The sequence below is a fragment of the Gracilibacillus thailandensis genome (assembly GCF_010994055.1).
Taxonomy (GTDB): Bacteria; Bacillota; Bacilli; order Bacillales; family Amphibacillaceae; genus Gracilibacillus; species Gracilibacillus lacisalsi.
Window position 1 is genome coordinate 1 of the sequence record NZ_WJID01000071.1, and the last position, 16026, is coordinate 16026.

Annotated in this window: 13 protein-coding genes; 10 read left to right on the forward strand and 3 right to left on the reverse strand. The window is 37.0% G+C overall.

Features of this window, described 5'->3' with window-relative positions; all coding sequences use genetic code 11:
• Positions 1 to 417 precede the first annotated feature (417 nt).
• The 8 genes from GH715_RS17850 (at position 418) to pdaA (ending at position 7302) form a co-directional block, all read left to right on the forward strand.
• The gene (locus tag GH715_RS17850) at positions 418 to 1566 is read left to right on the forward strand and encodes an NAD-dependent epimerase/dehydratase family protein (RefSeq protein ID WP_018932547.1); all 1149 of its coding nucleotides are present in this window, start codon (positions 418 to 420) and stop codon (positions 1564 to 1566) included.
• 30 nt (positions 1567 to 1596) lie between these two features.
• Positions 1597 to 2739, forward strand: a complete 1143-nt coding sequence (locus GH715_RS17855; RefSeq protein WP_153836557.1) for a glycosyltransferase family 4 protein — start codon at positions 1597 to 1599, stop codon at positions 2737 to 2739.
• Positions 2736 to 3167: a GtrA family protein gene (locus GH715_RS17860; RefSeq protein WP_153836558.1), complete on the forward strand. Its 432-nt coding sequence runs from the start codon at positions 2736 to 2738 to the stop codon at positions 3165 to 3167. Before GH715_RS17855 ends, GH715_RS17860 begins: the two co-directional genes overlap by 4 nt.
• Before the next feature lie 25 nt (positions 3168 to 3192).
• A complete protein-coding gene (locus GH715_RS17865; RefSeq protein WP_153836559.1) occupies positions 3193 to 3585 on the forward strand; it encodes an OsmC family protein in 393 nt (130 codons plus the stop codon).
• 58 nt (positions 3586 to 3643) lie between these two features.
• Positions 3644 to 4411, forward strand: coding sequence for a YfkD family protein (locus GH715_RS17870; RefSeq protein ID WP_153836560.1), 768 nt, complete (start codon positions 3644 to 3646; stop codon positions 4409 to 4411).
• A 561-nt stretch (positions 4412 to 4972) separates the two neighbouring features.
• Positions 4973 to 5122 carry an SE1561 family protein gene (locus GH715_RS17875; RefSeq protein ID WP_018932552.1) on the forward strand — a complete coding sequence of 50 codons (150 nt, stop codon included), beginning with the start codon at positions 4973 to 4975 and terminating at the stop codon, positions 5120 to 5122.
• Positions 5123 to 5146: 24 nt separating this feature from the next.
• On the forward strand, positions 5147 to 6451 hold the full coding sequence (locus GH715_RS17880) for a Na+/H+ antiporter family protein (RefSeq protein ID WP_153836561.1): 1305 nt from the start codon (positions 5147 to 5149) through the stop codon (positions 6449 to 6451).
• A 56-nt stretch (positions 6452 to 6507) separates the two neighbouring features.
• Entirely contained in the window at positions 6508 to 7302 is a 795-nt protein-coding gene (pdaA, locus tag GH715_RS17885) for a delta-lactam-biosynthetic de-N-acetylase (RefSeq protein WP_153836562.1), read from the forward strand.
• 61 nt (positions 7303 to 7363) lie between these two features.
• Here pdaA and GH715_RS17890 read toward each other — a convergent pair whose 3' ends face one another.
• Both GH715_RS17890 and GH715_RS17895 read right to left on the reverse strand, forming a co-directional pair.
• Entirely contained in the window at positions 7364 to 9460 is a 2097-nt protein-coding gene (locus tag GH715_RS17890; RefSeq protein WP_153836563.1) for an RNA degradosome polyphosphate kinase, read from the reverse strand.
• A 96-nt stretch (positions 9461 to 9556) separates the two neighbouring features.
• Positions 9557 to 11080: a Ppx/GppA family phosphatase gene (locus tag GH715_RS17895; RefSeq protein ID WP_153836565.1), complete on the reverse strand. Its 1524-nt coding sequence runs from the start codon at positions 11078 to 11080 to the stop codon at positions 9557 to 9559.
• 79 nt (positions 11081 to 11159) lie between these two features.
• Here GH715_RS17895 and GH715_RS17900 point away from each other — a divergent pair, with 79 nt between their 5' ends.
• Entirely contained in the window at positions 11160 to 12038 is an 879-nt protein-coding gene (locus GH715_RS17900; RefSeq protein ID WP_153836566.1) for a DNA-3-methyladenine glycosylase family protein, read from the forward strand.
• Here GH715_RS17900 and GH715_RS17905 read toward each other — a convergent pair.
• Positions 12035 to 13381 carry a tetratricopeptide repeat protein gene (locus GH715_RS17905; protein ID WP_153836567.1) on the reverse strand — a complete coding sequence of 449 codons (1347 nt, stop codon included), beginning with the start codon at positions 13379 to 13381 and terminating at the stop codon, positions 12035 to 12037. The two genes, GH715_RS17900 and GH715_RS17905, sit on opposite strands and share 4 nt — an antisense overlap.
• Positions 13382 to 13796: 415 nt before the next feature.
• On the opposite strand from GH715_RS17905, the gene GH715_RS17910 reads away from it, so the two are divergent.
• Complete coding sequence (locus GH715_RS17910) at positions 13797 to 15923, forward strand: ATP-dependent Clp protease ATP-binding subunit (protein WP_153836568.1); 2127 nt, start codon at positions 13797 to 13799, stop codon at positions 15921 to 15923.
• Positions 15924 to 16026: the final 103 nt, after the last annotated feature.

Genomic DNA, 16026 nt, shown 5'->3' on the forward strand with positions numbered 1-16026 from the left:
CTCTGTTCCCAAGAATCCCCCACTTCAAACATCCTGAAAAGAGGTTAAGTGGGGGTAGTTCAAGGAAAGGGAAGGAAGTATATAATCAGCGCAATGACCGTGTTTAACGAAGTAGGTATTTTGATGTGTTTTATGTGTGTTTGCCAACGCTCCGACTAATTACTTCGCTTTCCGCGGGTACGGCCTCAACTAACTTTGCAACGCATTTGTAAGCAGAGTAGCCATTTTGAAATAGCATGTACAGGAAACCATCGCTGCGGTTGTTACGCCTATTAGTTACTTTCTTATAACGTAAAAATAGTAAAAAGCATGTAAAAATTCAGAATAATCTTCAACATTATCTTAAGACAATGTTAATATAAATATTATAGGTTTTTTTATTATTATAAATGTTATAGAAAAGAAGGTGGGAGAAGAATGAAAATTATTGTGGCAGGAGGAGATGGCTTCTGTGGATGGCCAACTGCTCTCTATTTATCCAAACAAGGACATGAAGTTTCTATTATTGATAACTATGTAAGAAGAAAAATTGACAATGAGCTACACTCTAATTCATTAACACCTATTGCTTCATTAGAAGAGCGAGTAGCAAAGTGGAAAGAATTAACTGGTAAACAAATTAATTTATATGAAGGTGATTTAACACACTACGACTTTTTGAAAGAAGTGTTAAAACAAGAACTACCAGATGCATTTGTTCATTTTGCTGAACAACGCTCAGCTCCCTATTCAATGATTGACAGGGAACATGCGGTCTACACACAGGAAAATAATGTGACGGGGACATTAAATGTACTGTTTGGTATAAAAGAAATCGTTCCGGATTGTCATTTAATCAAATTAGGTACACTAGGGGAATATGGAACACCAAATATTCCAATTGAAGAAGGTTACCTTGAAATAGAACATAAAGGTAGAAAGGATACCCTACCATTTCCGAAACAGCCAGGTTCTTTCTATCATTTATCCAAAGTTCATGATAGTCATAATATTATGTTTGCTTGTAAAATCTGGGGTATCCGAGCAACTGATTTGAATCAAGGTATTGTGTACGGGTTAGAAACGGACGAAACGAAATTAGATCCAGTTCTTACTAATCGTTTAGATTATGACGGTGTTTTCGGTACTGCTTTAAATCGTTTTATTATCCAAGCAACTGTTGGACAAGACTTAACAGTGTATGGAAAAGGTGGGCAAACGAGAGGGTTTCTAAACATTAAGGATACGGTTCGCTGTATTGAGATAGCAGCGGAAAATCCGGCTGACCATGGTGAATTCCGTGTATTCAATCAATTTACTGAACAGTTCTCGGTAGGAGATCTAGCAGAAAAAGTACAAAAAGTTGCTCAAGAAGAAGGTTTTGAAACAAACATAGCACATTTAGAAAACCCACGAGTTGAGTTAGAAGAACATTTTTTTGAAGCGGCTAACACAAAATTAAAAGATCTTGGATTAGAACCTTATCTTCTTGACGAAAATGTAATAAGAGAGATTCTACGAACTGTAATAACATATAAAGATCGAGTTATAGAAAATAATATCTTACCACAAGTAAAATGGAAATAATTGAACTAGAAGAATAAGGGTGATCTAGCAATGCACATACTTATCATCACGGAAACGTTTCTACCCTCTACAGATGGTGTGGTAACAAGGTTAACCAATAGTATTCGCTATTTTATGAAAAACGGACATCAGGTGACAGTAATTGCGCCGGATTTAGGAGTAAATGAATTTGAAGGGGCAAAAGTAATCGGGTTACCAGCTCGTAAATTACCGTTTTATCGCTCGAAAGCTTTTGCTTTACCTAGCCAACGCGTGAAAAAGCTAATCATGCAATGTGATCCAGATGTTGTTCACGTAGTCAATCCGGCGCTACTTGGCGCCACAGGTGTTCACTTTGCCAAAAAACTTGGCTATCCGTTAATAGCGTCGTATCACACGCAGGTCCCCAAGTATGCTGAGTATTATCATTTATCCATATTTAAAGGGGTTCTCTGGTGGTATTTTCGCAAATTACATAACAAGGCTACGATTAACCTCTGTACATCAAATGTCGTAAAACAAGAATTAGACCAACAGCAGTTTCGGAATGTACATGTATGGAAACGAGGTGTAGATACGAGCCTTTTTCATCCAAATAAGTCGGACTCGGAGATGCGAACTCGATTAACAAATGGAATCGATGATAAAAAGCTCTTATTATATGTTGGCAGACTTGCGCCAGAAAAAGAAATAGAAAAGATCCGAACCGTTTTAGAACAATCCGACCAATTCGTATTAGCGATTGTAGGTGATGGACCTCACCGAGCAGAATTGGAGGAACATTTTCAAGGGACGAATACGGTATTTACCGGATTTATGCATGGGGAAGAGTTAGCACAAGCCTACGCTTCTAGTGATGTGTTTGTATTTCCATCAACAACCGAAACATTAGGTTTAGTACTAATGGAAGCAATGGCATCAGGTTTACCAATTGTTGCGGCTGACAGTGGGCCAACACGTGAGCAAATCGAACACGAAAAACACGGCTTACTATATAACCCTAAACGTCTGGATAGCTTTAAAGAAACTGTATTACGATTAGAAGATGAAGCATTGCGTAATAGACTTGCAGAAAAAGCTTGGAAGGACATTCATGAAATGGGATGGGACGATCAGTCACAACAAGCGTTAGCTTTTTATCAGCAAGTAATTGATTCACAACATAAAGACTTCGATAAGAAGGAATGTTCATGAAAAGAAAAAGTGGTCGTTTTCAATTTTTTCAATTTAGTATCATTGGTGTTAGTAATGCACTAATTGATATCGGTGTGCTTAACTTACTGTTATTGCTATTCCATACTAAAAAGTCTGCTATGCTTCTCTTATACAATAGTATCTCTTATTGCCTGGCAATCTTAAATAGTTACATCTGGAATGCATCGATTACCTTTAACCACACTTCAAAGGGGAGTTCTTATCAACGTATTACTTTTTTTATCCAAGCATTAATTAGTTTAGGAATTAGTAATCTCGTTTTCTTGGGAGCTAATTCCTTATTTGCTATACTGGACATGCCAAATTGGTGGCGATATAATCTTTCCAAAGCCTTAGCAATGGTTTTATCCTCTTTAGCTAGTTTTTTTATGATCAAGTATATGGTATTTAAAGATTACAAAAAATGAATACTAAACTAAAGGAGGAATTGACATGGACTTTTATTTATCAGAAGGTGGCGTTCGGACCGTTTTACCATTCGGAGAATTAGACATATCAGGGAATGAAGAATTGGGTTACCGCCCGTTCCAATTAATGGTTGCTTCTGTTGCAGGATGCAGTGCTTCAGTATTTCGCAAAGTACTGGATAAAAAAAGAATTTCGATTGATGATTTAAAGATATCAGCGGAGACCGAAAGATCACCAGATGAAGCAAACAAGATTACATCGATTCATCTTAAGTTTGTTGTAAAAGGTGTGGGTCTGAAAAAAGATCAAATTGAAAAGAGCATGGAAATTGCACGAAAGAATTGTTCGATGATTCGAACGATTGAAGATAGTGTGAAAATTACCGAAACACTTGAAATCGTGAATTTAAGTAATTAGTACGCATAGTTTTCGTTTCTTTTGTAACACTAAGGGGAAAAAGGAGCGAAAACAAATAATGGAGAAACTCGGTCTTTCTGTCATTTTATGTTTAATGATGCTAACAATCCCGCTAATTGCAGAGTCTAAAGAGGACAAACAAGACGATCTCGTATCAATCAAAAATGAAAACACCTATAAACAAATGTCGGAAGAAGATACGTCGATCGAACCGAGTAAATTAGTAAAAGAACTCTTAGAGGATGTAAATGTGGAGATTGATAATCCACAGTTAATCAAATCGTTGAATGAATCGACCATTAACCCGTCACCAATTGCTTTTGGTTATCGTGCTAATGTATATCTTGGACATTGGCCTTTATCGTATCAGTCAGAATCCTCTGAGATTAAGTGGGATTTTCAAACAGTTAATACGAATGAAGTGAATAATGTTAATGGTGAGAAGAATGAGGAGATTTTTTATTATCAAATAGAGGAAAAACATGTGGAAGGTGCACTGACAGCAAAAGTGGACCAAACCGATCAGATTAAACAAATGATTTTACAAAAAGCAAGAGATCAGCATGACCTTCCACTAACCTTTCATGCCGTGGTCGGAAAAGAAACAAAGCTAAGTAAGACATATACTGTCCCAACTTCAAAAATTGGGATCTTAAAAGCCAATATGCCAGTGGTAAAGGATGAAGGACAAGTCATCCTCGGCGAAGTATTCCTAGAATTAAAAGGCTCAAAAAAGAATCTCGTTATTAAAAATGTTACCAAACAGGAAATCGGAGCATATATCCCGATAGCAAATCACCTCACTTTTACATTTGAGACGAAATAACGTATAATGCATGCATTTCTCATAATAAAAAGAGGGATGCATGCATTTCTATTTGTAATAAAGTGAAACATATATATCCCTAGCTATTATCGTAAAATGTGCACTAACTTTGAAGTGGGCGGCCTCCGTTAGATATTCACTCGACAACTTCAGTATCAAGTAACATGCGGGCTTTTTATTTATATCAATCATTATTGCATGGTTAAATCAGACAAAAAAACATCATGCTAACTGTAAAAAGCGCTGTAGAACAAATCTAAAGCGGAGGAAAAATGTGGAGACTCCTGTTGGAATAGCATGAGCTGAAGCCATGCCAGTGGAAAGCGAAACATTATTCTGGAGCTTCTCCTAGCAGTCACAAACTTTCAGAATGATTGCTCGGACTAACAGATAGTACCTTGTGTGTACTACTTAGGATTTAGTCTACTTAGGGAGAGGAAGTATAAAATTCGGGTGTTTGTCTAGCTCCGAGTGCCCTACGCTTTTCTTATTAAGAAAGTGCTAGACATGTTTGTTTTTTTCAATTAGGATGAGTAGGGGAAGTTGGAAAGGGGTGTTGTTGTGAGCAACGGAGAGAAAATAAAAGAGCTTCGCATGCAGCTCGAGCAGTTTATGGAACGTTTAGATCATTTGGATCCGGAACAGACGTCCATTGAAGATGTTGATCAGCTAATTCAGATGATCGAAAAAATAGAAAAAGATCTTGGTTAAAGAAAAGAGGGAGAGGGAAACAGTATGGAATGGATAGTTGTCGTTTCAGTTATTGTCATGCTTGCCCTAAGTTTGTTAAGAGTTCATGTTATTTTTGCAATTATTATTGCTGCGATAGTAGCTGGGCTGATGGCGGGTATGAATATTCAGGATACAGTTAATCTCTTAATTGAGGGGATGGGTGGTCAGGCAAGCACAGCGTTAAGTTATATTTTACTCGGTGTATTTGCAGCTATGATCAGTTATACGGGAATTACTTCAATATTAGTTCGATCTTTAATTAAAGTACTAACTGGTAAAAAAACAATGCTAGTATTAGCAATTGCAGGTATTGCTTCATTATCTCAAAATGCTGTACCGGTACATATCGCATTTATTCCAATTTTAATACCACCATTATTAAAATTATTTGATCAAATGCAATTGGATCGACGTGCAGTAGCGACTGCTTTGACATTCGGTCTTAAAGCACCTTACGTTATGATTCCTTTAGGGTATGGTCTTATTTTCCATGAAACAATTCAGAGTGGAATGAGCAATAATGGAATAGATATTACAGTAAGAGAAATTGCTTTATCGTTGTTATTACCAGGTATCGGTATGATCATAGGTTTACTAATAGCGGTATTTATTAGCTACCGTAAACCTCGTGAAGCGAAGCAATGGTTGCCAACTGATGGGATAAGCAAGGATGCACAGGAAAATATTACCTTTAATTATACGCACGGTTTAACAATTTTAGCCATTTTAGCTGCCTTAGTTGTACAAATTTTCACCGAAAGTCTTGTGATTGGTGCGTTGACAGGTGTGATTTTAATGGTGTTATTCTTTGCCGTACCATTACGAGAGGGAGACGCATTTGTTCAACAAGGTGTCGGTATCATGGGGACGATCGCCTTTGTTATGCTTGTTTCTTCCGGTTTTGGACATATTCTTCAGGAAACAGGTGCGGTAGATGAGTTAGTGGCTTCATCATCTGATATGCTAGCTGGCAATCAGGCAATTATCGCCTTTATTTTATTGTTAGTTGGTTTAGTCATTACATTAGGAATAGGTTCTTCCTTTGGTACGATACCGATTATCGCAGCACTCTATGTTCCGATTTGTATGGCAGCAGGATTTTCGCCAATGGCTATAGCCGTATTGATTGGTACTGCAGGTGCACTAGGGGATGCTGGTAGCCCTGCCAGTGATAGTACATTAGGTCCGACATCCGGATTAAGTGCTGATGGGAAACACCACCATATTTGGGATACATGTGTACCAACCTTTTTACACTTTAATATTCCATTGTTTTTATTTGGATGGATTGCCAGCATTATTTTATAAAATCATAGGATATGAACACCATTTTTACTTAAACTAAAAATAAAAAAGGTGATCATATGAAGAAAATAGTCGTAATGGTAATGTTATTCTTGCTGGTTATCCCTATGGAGGCTGGGGCAGTCAGCTATGGTTGGGGATATAAAAAAGGTACGAATCAACAACCACCGGACGTAGGGAAGTACAAGCAAATATTAGAAAAGCATCAAAGCTATTACATGGATCCATCTGGTGACAAACATGTTTATTTAACATTTGATAATGGTTATGAAGCTGGTTTCACAGAGCAAATTTTAGATGTATTGCAAGAAAAAGAAGTACCGGCAACCTTTTTCTTAACTGGTCATTATGTCAATGATCAACCGGAATTAGTTCGTCGTATGTTGGCGGATGGCCATATTGTTGGAAATCACTCTGACGGTCATCTCGATTTTACCGAAATATCAAAGGAAAGATTTACGAAAGATGTCACCGACTTAACAAATAAAATTAAGAAATTAGATGATTCAGCAGTTGTTCAATATATCCGCCCTCCTAGTGGGACATTTAACGAAGATTCCTTAAGTTGGGCAAATGAACTAGGCTATACTCATATTTTTTGGTCATTAGCATTTGTGGATTGGAATAAAGGATCAGAAAAAGGTTGGAAACATGCTTATGAACAAGTGATGAATCAGATTCATCCTGGTGCAATCATCTTAATGCATACTGTTTCTAAGGATAATGCTGATGCCTTGGAGCATTTGATTGAAGATTTAAGGGAACAAGGTTATCAATTCAAAAGCTTAGACGATCTCATGTTAAAACAGATGCTTCCTGAGGAACTAATCGGATTCACTAAAAGTGCCCGATAAAAGGGAAAAAGTGCCCGATTAAAACGAAAACCCCGTTTGGTTTATCTAAACGGGGTTTTGTTTATTCCTCATCTTCTAATACATTATAGGCCATATCGAATAACATGAGTTGGCTATCCAATAAAGTACCGTTTGTTTGATATCTGACACGTGAATAGCTGCCATCTTGTGCCTGGACTCTTGTTTTGGCAGTATCTTTAAGTGTAATGTCAAGAATGGAAAGAATTCTTGATTTGATTCTCCCTTCAAAAATCGGGAACATTAATTCTACACGCTTAACCATGTTCCTTGTCATTAAATCAGCAGAAGATAAGAAGATTTTCTCTTCTCCATTATGATGGAAATAGTAAATACGACTATGTTCTAAAAACCTGCCGACAATACTTTGGACCTCGATATTATCACTGACACCAGAGATTCCCGGACGTAAACAGCAAATCCCTCTTATGATCAGATTAATTTTTACTCCAGCCTGTGAAGCTTGATAAAATTTTTGAATTAAAGGCTTATCGGTTAATGAATTCATCTTGGCAATAATCCGACCATTTCCATGACGTTTATGAAATTCAATTTCCTTGTCAATATAATTCATGATGTCGCTGCGGATATCGAAAGGTGACATCGATAAATGATGGTAAGTCGGTTTTTCAGTATAACCACTTAAATAATTAAAAAAATTAGTCGCATCTACACCGAATTTCCGTTTAATCGTGAGATAGGACATATCAGTATAAAACTTTGCTGTTTGGTCGTTGTAATTACCTGTTCCTAGATGAACGACGCGTTCAATTCCTCGTGCCGTCTTACGGACAATAAGTGTGATTTTGCTGTGTGTTTTTAATGAAATCATACCATAAATAACATGACAGCCTGCTTTTTCTAATTCCTTTGCCCACTGGACATTATTTTCTTCATCAAACCGTGCCTTTAATTCGACTAGAACGGTAACTTGTTTACCGTTTTCTGCCGCTCGCTTTAATCCTGCTATGATCGGGGAACCACCACTGACACGATATAAGGTTTGCTTAATCGCTAATACTTCTGGGTCATCCGCGGCATCACGAATCAAGTCTACGATTGGTTCAAACGATTCATATGGATGGTGTAAAAATAAATCCCTTTTTCTTACAGCCTCAAAGACATCTTCATCCTCATGAATATCCTGAGGAGGTTGAGGGATTAATGTTTCGTATATTAAATGCTCGTGCTCTTTTTTTACATGACCATAAAAATCCTGTAAAAACGTCAGATCAAGCGGTCCATTGATAATGTATAAATCTTTTTTATGAATTTCAAGCACATGGAGTAAAAATTCAACCATATCGGGGTTATTTTCGCGTGCATCTACCTCCAGGCGGACAGCAGCTCCCCATTTTCTTTTCTTTAATTCTTTCTCAATTTCTTTCAAAAGGTCACGTGCACCCTCTTCATGAATGGTCATATCAGCATTTCGTGTGATTCGAAACGTGGTGGTAGACAGCACATGGTAACCAGTAAAAAACTTATGAATGAAATAACGAATCAAATCTTCCAACAATATATACTGTTGATTATCACCAATTGCAATGAATCGATCTAGTAAAGCGGGAACTTGTACAATCGCTGTTTTTACTTGCTGATGTTCCAAATCGTAAACATCTTCAAGTTGTACGGCGAGATTTATTGATTTATTTAATAACATTGGGAAAGCTCGATACGCATCAATCGCCATTGGAGTTAATACTGGGAATATTTCTTCTTCAAAGTAATTCTCCAATTTATTGATTTCTTGGGGATTTAAGTCCTCCATATCTACAATGTAAATCTGTTCCTTCTTTAGCTGTGGTAATAGCTCTTTATATAAATCATATTGTTGTTCAACAAGTTCATGGTTAAAGCTAGAAATTCTTGATAATTGTTGTTTAGGCGTTAATCCTGATTTATTATCTGGCCGGTTGAACCCGGCTTTCACTTGATCTTTTAAACCTGCGACTCGTACCATGAAAAATTCATCTAAATTAGAAGAAAAGATAGCAAGGAAACGTAACCTCTCTAATAAAGGATTCGTTTCATCATCCGCCTCTTCAAGTACTCGTTTATTAAAGGAGAGCCAACTTAACTCACGATTGTTGTAATAAGCTGGTAGTTCTAAATCCCTTTCTTGTTTGACAGTTGACATCAATCATCATCCTTTTTCGACAATCTCTACCATTATCATAACGTTTCACAACCAATATTTTGTTAATGAAACGTAAATCTTTTGTAAATTCATCTTTTACAATACAAATTTCAACTCAACATCTTTTTTAATCGCCTTCTCGACATGTTTCTTTTGTTTCTCAGATTGATACTCTTCGGGCTTGGCATCACCATCACAATGTAATGTTATCGTCAAGGAGTCATTATGGTTGTCGCAAGTTATTTGTTTAACTACCTGACGCTTGGTAGCATCTAAACAATAACTAAATTTTAATAACGCCCCTAAATGACGCAGCTTTTTTTGTTCTTCCTTTAGAAACCATTTTTTATAAGGTTTGATAAATTGTTTAAATACCGTTTTGTTTTTGTAGGAAGCAATTAATGCCAGTTGCAGGCGATCCTTGTGCATTAAGCCATCGATAGTTCGATTAGCTAGTAAGTAAAAGGTGTGCTGTGCACTTGATTCAGCATCGATATAATCCCCGAGATGGCATAAATAGCTTGCTCTTTTTAATAATGTCCAATCCTTTTTTGTTAAATGCAGAAGACCATTTTCTTTTAAATAATCAAAAAGTATACGCGTCAGGTACTGGACATGCAAAATTTGTTTCGGATCTAGGTCAAAATCATTGATCAGCTCTTGAATGCTATCCTCTAACACATTTGGAAAAAGGATAGATCCCATCTCCTTTGATAGTTGTTCATAAAAGACACCGTCACGAAGACCTTTTCGACTTAATATAAAACAGTCTGCCTGCATCATTTTATATAAACTGTGGAACACTTCAATAGCAGGTATAATAATATCTGCTCGGTCTTTTGATAATCCTTCTACTTTTGGTAATTTATCTGGCTTAAGTGATGTTAAATAGTTACTAACCTGGATAATATCCGTATCATACATTTTATATTGATGGAGACCAGCCAGCGGATACTCTTTCAAGTTTTGATCAATTTGCACAAGGTTCCGGGCACTTCCCCCGATCGCAATCAAGGGGACCTCGCGATTACGTAACCAAGGTAATGTGGCAAACTGTTCAGTTAAATAATTTCGCAATGCTAGCAATTCCTGGTTAGTAGGGATTTCTTTCGCAAAAAATTCTTTTAAGGTTAAAGCACCAAAAGGAAAACTATGTGACTCAATTAATTCTCGATTTTCAAAATAGGTAACCTCTGTACTGCCACCGCCAATATCAACGGTGATACCTGTTTCAATAGAAGTGGAATTGACAACTGCCAAATAGCCGTAGTAGGCTTCCTCTTCTTCTGATAAGATCCTGATTGTCATGGTTGTTTGTTTTTCTACTTGGATCAAAATTTCCTCTTGATTCTCTGCCTGTCTGATTGTCGCAGTCGCGACACAAACGACCTCCTGCAATTCATATGTTGCTAATACATCTTGAAAGCTCTGAAGTGTTGCAATTAATCGTTTGATACCAGCCGAATTTAACGTATTATCTGTTTCTAAAAATGTACGTAGTCTGGCAACTGCTTTGACGTTTTCTACTTCTTTTAATCTGCCGCCTTTTTCTCTTAAATAGATTACTAGCCGCATTGTGTTAGAACCAATGTCGATGATGGCATAATATTGTTTTTGCATGTAATCACCCTATTATTGTTGTGAATTTTTCTATATTGTACCATAATAGAGTGAAAACTCTGAAATATTGGAAGGAGTTATGCTAGTGTGGCAAGAAAAAATAGAACTTGGAATGCCTTATGATTTTGATTATCTACTATTTCGGTTAGAGATGGATAAGTTGAATTATGTCGATTTCAAGAAGCGATCCGTGTTAGTACCATTAAGAATTGGTCAGGAAAAACATGTCGTAACCGTGACAGCAACTGGTACAACAGCAAGCCCCAGTTTTTTAATAGAAGGACAAGATACAGCACGAAAGAAAGACTTACTTGTCCAAATAGCTGATATATTTGCTTGGGATCAGGATTTACGATTGATTCAGCAGTTTTTCGCCGATACAGATTTAGCGGGCTTGTTTGAAGCCTATCCAGCAACACCATTGATTCGAGAATTTGATCCGTTTAGTAATTTGGTTAAAACGATTATTCATCAGCAACTAAATATGGCGTTTGCCCAAACATTAACCGCAAGATTTGTGACAACCTATGGCGAGCAAATTGACGGTGTCTGGTTTTATCCGACAGCTGATAAGGTAGCAACCATTCCTTATCAGGAACTGCAAGATATGCAATTTAGTAGACGAAAAGCAGAATATGTTATTGATACCGCGAAGAGAATTGTTGCAAAAGAGCTTAGTCTAACTTCATTTTATGACAAAAGTGATCAAGAAGTGATGCAACAATTAACTAAAATTCGCGGAATTGGCGCCTGGACTGTCCAAAATTGGCTGATGTTCTCACTGGGTAGACAAGACCTTTTTCCATCGAGTGATATCGGCATTCAAAACGCATTAAAACTTCATTTTGGTCTGGAAACTAAACCAACTGCAGCCAAACTTGACGAATGGAATCAAGCATGGAAACCTTATCGGTCTTATGCGGCCATGACATTATGGCGCAGTATTGAAGAAGGTTAAGAAGGTATGTTGACCATTAATTGTTTATACGTGTTTGCTTGTTCTTTATCTCCCTTTGCTAAATAGCTTTTGTAAAGGTATTGAATCGGAGCAGGATCTTCTGGCGCTAATTCCATTTCCCACTCAAAACAAGCAATTGCTTGGTCATACTGTTCCAGATCGAAGTAGATTTCACCTAAGGCAAATTGCTGGTCTGGATTATCTGTTAATTTTTCCATTTTCCTTAACTTCTGTATGATTGGTAGCTCAGTATCTTGTAGTGATGTGATGATTTCGTTTAAAGGTAGATGCTGTAACAGCTTTTTGATCGTTAAATGGAGAACTCTTTCTAGCTGTGCAGCATCTTCTTTGTATAAGGTCAGTAAAGTTTCTAATAAGGGTTGATAATCCTTAGCTAATTGCTCGGTAGAAACAGCGTCAAGAACCCTCTCGAACAGTTTTCGATCTTCAATCGCTTCGTCATGGTGAACATAATACCGTAAAATGGCTTGATAACCATCCAGTTTTACGAGCTTTTCAATGATTTCTTTTGGTTCAGGATATTCAACTAATAGTTGTTCCCATAAGCTAATTTGGTCTTGTTTAGCAAGTAGTTCCTGGGCTAACTGATCGATATTTTCTATAGCCTTTAAGGATGAACAATTCGTGTAGAGGAGACAGAGTTGATCAAATTTTCGATTATCTATATGATATTGTTGGATTATAGATTTTATGACAGTGTCAGGGAAATTTTGCTCGAAATAAACAGATTCTAAATAGAGAGGGTCTGACCATTCGATTGTAAGTTGATCAATGTTTTGGTATTGGTCTTTATATTTTTGGAAGTCAAAATGATGCAGCATATCTTTGGCGAACGTGTCGTGTGGACGTACTTGCCCATAATTGACAAGAATTCGGAATGCTTTCTTTAACTGGCCGTTCCTTCGGTAGTTGTAAAATGTCTTCTTGCAGAGGGCCTGGATCTTCTTTTCATTGACATAGTTATCGAACATCGCCAGTACATAGAGCATTTCTATTTCGTTGTATTTGTTTGTTAGTTTTTGTACCATTTGATTATTGGAAGTAAGGCGATATGCATGGTCTTCATTAAGCAGTGCTTTGGTTAATGGATGATCAGCAGAAAATGTATGGCCGTGTTGGAGAGCATTTTTTAGAAAGGATTGCATTCGTATAGAAGTCGTTTTTTTTGCGTTAATATAGCGGTCTTTGTAAAAAAATAAATAATAAGATTGATTTTTTTGACCGGTAGCTTCTACAATCTTTGCTTGTTTATATATGGTCAATTGTACTACATCAAAACGCATTGTCTTTTTATTATGCATTAACTCGATAGTTGTCATCAATGAAACAACTCCTTTTTATTACGGATTAATTCTAGTGTAGCATAAATCATCTGATGGCAAAAGAATGTTGTGAATGTAAATTCTTTGTAATGATTTCTTGCAAAGTATAAGCAGTTGTCTCGTTATATGATATGATAAACGAAAAGCTCACTAGGAGGATCTCTGTGATAAAAGAAATTTTATGGTCGATACTCTTAGCCATATTACTTGTGTTTATTCCTTTCGGTTCTGTGATATAAAAAATATAGAGTAAGCGTGCAATCTACTTTGGTGGGTTGTTTTTTTATGGATAAAATTTTTTTTGAGCAAAGATCTTGAAAGTCAAAGAAGGTCAGATTATAATAATAGACATGAAAGGTCAAATATAGTCAAAGTCAAAACTGACCTTATTTAAAAATTGAAGGAGGAATAACATATGAAATGCCAACAATGTGGTATTCATCAAGCAATGATAAATGTAAACCTTCGATTTAATGATCAAACCGAATCTTTACATGTTTGTGAATCATGCTTTCAAGATATAAAAAATCAAATGAAAAATCCATCTGGTATGTTTGGGGGACAAGACTTTGAAAACTTCTTTGCTGGAGGAACAAATGATTCCAACCAAGCACATGCCAAAACACATACAAGACAAGGCGGAAAAGGTAATGGTCTTCTAGATCAATTAGGTAAAAACCTGACAGATGCCGCAAGAGCAGGACTAATTGACCCAGTAATTGGACGTGACCAAGAGGTTAAACGTGTAATTGAAACCTTAAACCGTCGTAACAAAAACAACCCGGTCTTAATTGGGGAACCTGGTGTTGGTAAAACGGCAATCGCAGAAGGGTTAGCCCTAAAAGTAACAGAAGGAAACGTGCCAACAAAACTATTGGACAAAGAAATTTACATTCTGGATGTAGCGTCATTAGTCGCGAATACCGGAATTCGTGGTCAATTCGAAGAGCGTATGAAACAACTAGTATCCGAACTACAAGAACGTCAAAATGTCATCCTTTTTGTTGATGAAATTCACTTACTTGTAGGTGCAGGAACGACAGAAGGCTCTCAAATGGATGCCGGAAACATTTTAAAACCAGCATTGGCTCGAGGCGAATTACAATTAATCGGTGCGACCACATTAAAAGAGTACCGTCAAATTGAAAAAGATGCAGCATTAGAGCGTCGTTTCCAACCTATTATGGTCAAAGAGCCGTCATTAGATGAAGCGGAGCAAATTTTGCAAGGCTTGAAAGAACGCTATGAAAAATATCATCAAGTAAGTTATTCTGATGAAGTATTACGTGCTGCCGTAACGTTGTCTAAACGTTATATCCAAGACCGCTTCTTACCAGATAAAGCCATTGATTTAATTGATGAAGCAGGTGCACGTCTCAACCTTGATGTAAGTGAGTCAGATCACGAAGCATTGCAGAAACGTCTTGATGAAATAGGCCAAGAAAAAATGGAAGCAGCCGAAAAAGAAGACTATGAACGTGCAGCTAACTTAAGACATCAAGAGATCAAACTAGAGAAAAAATTAGCAGAAACAAAAGAAGCGCCAAAAGCAGACGTAACAGTCGAAGATATTCAATTAATCATTGAAGAGAAAACTGGAATTCCAGTCCGCAAAATCCAGGCAGACGAACAATCCAAAATGAAAAACTTAGCGGACAACTTAAGTCAAAAAGTAATTGGCCAACAAGTTGCAGTTGATAAAGTAGCCAAAGCGGTTCGCCGTAGTCGTGCTGGTTTGAAATCTAAACATCGTCCAATTGGTTCCTTCCTATTTGTTGGACCAACTGGTGTTGGTAAAACAGAATTAACAAAAGCACTAGCTGAAGAACTATTTGGTACAAAAGATGCGATGATTCGCCTTGATATGAGTGAATATATGGAAAAACACACCGTATCAAAAATTATCGGTTCACCGCCAGGCTATGTAGGGCATGAAGAAGCAGGACAATTAACAGAAAAAGTTCGTCACAATCCGTACAGCTTGATTCTCTTAGACGAAATCGAAAAAGCACACCCAGATGTACAGAACATGTTCCTGCAAATCATGGAAGATGGTCAGCTAACTGATAGTCATGGCAGAACGGTAAGTTTTAAAGATACCGTAATTATTATGACAAGTAACGCTGGTACAGGAGTGAAGAAAATTACGGTTGGTTTCAACAGTGACAACAATGAAGCTGTTTCAACACTAGAAAACTTAAGCAGCTATTTCAAGCCAGAATTCTTGAACCGTTTTGATGCGATCATTCCGTTCAATGAATTAGAACAAGAAGATCTACTTCAGATTGTAGATCTTATGATCGCAGAGTTAAGTGTACAATTGAAAGAATCTGACCTTGAAATAACAGTCAGTGATGAGGCGAAGAAATTCCTAGCTGATAAAGGTTATGACCCTCGCTTTGGTGCACGTCCACTACGTCGTGTCATCCAAGATAAAGTAGAAGACGGCATAACAGATCTTGTCTTGGAAGAAGAAGATGTAAAACAAATAGAGATCGTGTTTGAAAACGAAGATATCGTTGTGAAGAAAAGCGCTAGCTAGTATTTAGCTAGTGCTTTTTCTTTAAAATAAGAAAGTATATAATTCGCGGTATCAACGCATTTGTAAGCAGAGTAGCCATTTTGAAATAGCTTGTACAGGAAAC

Bases quoted from the DNA above. Each gene is read 5' to 3' on its own strand.
- GH715_RS17850 (WP_018932547.1), top strand. From the start codon at position 418: ATGAAAATTATTGTGGCAGGAGGAGATGGCTTCTGTGGATGGCCAACT.
- GH715_RS17855 (WP_153836557.1), top strand. From the start codon at position 1,597: ATGCACATACTTATCATCACGGAAACGTTTCTACCCTCTACAGATGGT.
- GH715_RS17860 (WP_153836558.1), top strand. From the start codon at position 2,736: ATGAAAAGAAAAAGTGGTCGTTTTCAATTTTTTCAATTTAGTATCATT.
- GH715_RS17865 (WP_153836559.1), top strand. From the start codon at position 3,193: ATGGACTTTTATTTATCAGAAGGTGGCGTTCGGACCGTTTTACCATTC.
- GH715_RS17870 (WP_153836560.1), top strand. From the start codon at position 3,644: ATGGAGAAACTCGGTCTTTCTGTCATTTTATGTTTAATGATGCTAACA.
- GH715_RS17880 (WP_153836561.1), top strand. From the start codon at position 5,147: ATGGAATGGATAGTTGTCGTTTCAGTTATTGTCATGCTTGCCCTAAGT.
- pdaA (WP_153836562.1), top strand. From the start codon at position 6,508: ATGAAGAAAATAGTCGTAATGGTAATGTTATTCTTGCTGGTTATCCCT.
- GH715_RS17890 (WP_153836563.1), bottom strand. From the start codon at position 9,460: ATGTCAACTGTCAAACAAGAAAGGGATTTAGAACTACCAGCTTATTAC.
- GH715_RS17895 (WP_153836565.1), bottom strand. From the start codon at position 11,080: ATGCAAAAACAATATTATGCCATCATCGACATTGGTTCTAACACAATG.
- GH715_RS17900 (WP_153836566.1), top strand. From the start codon at position 11,160: ATGCTAGTGTGGCAAGAAAAAATAGAACTTGGAATGCCTTATGATTTT.
- GH715_RS17910 (WP_153836568.1), top strand. From the start codon at position 13,797: ATGAAATGCCAACAATGTGGTATTCATCAAGCAATGATAAATGTAAAC.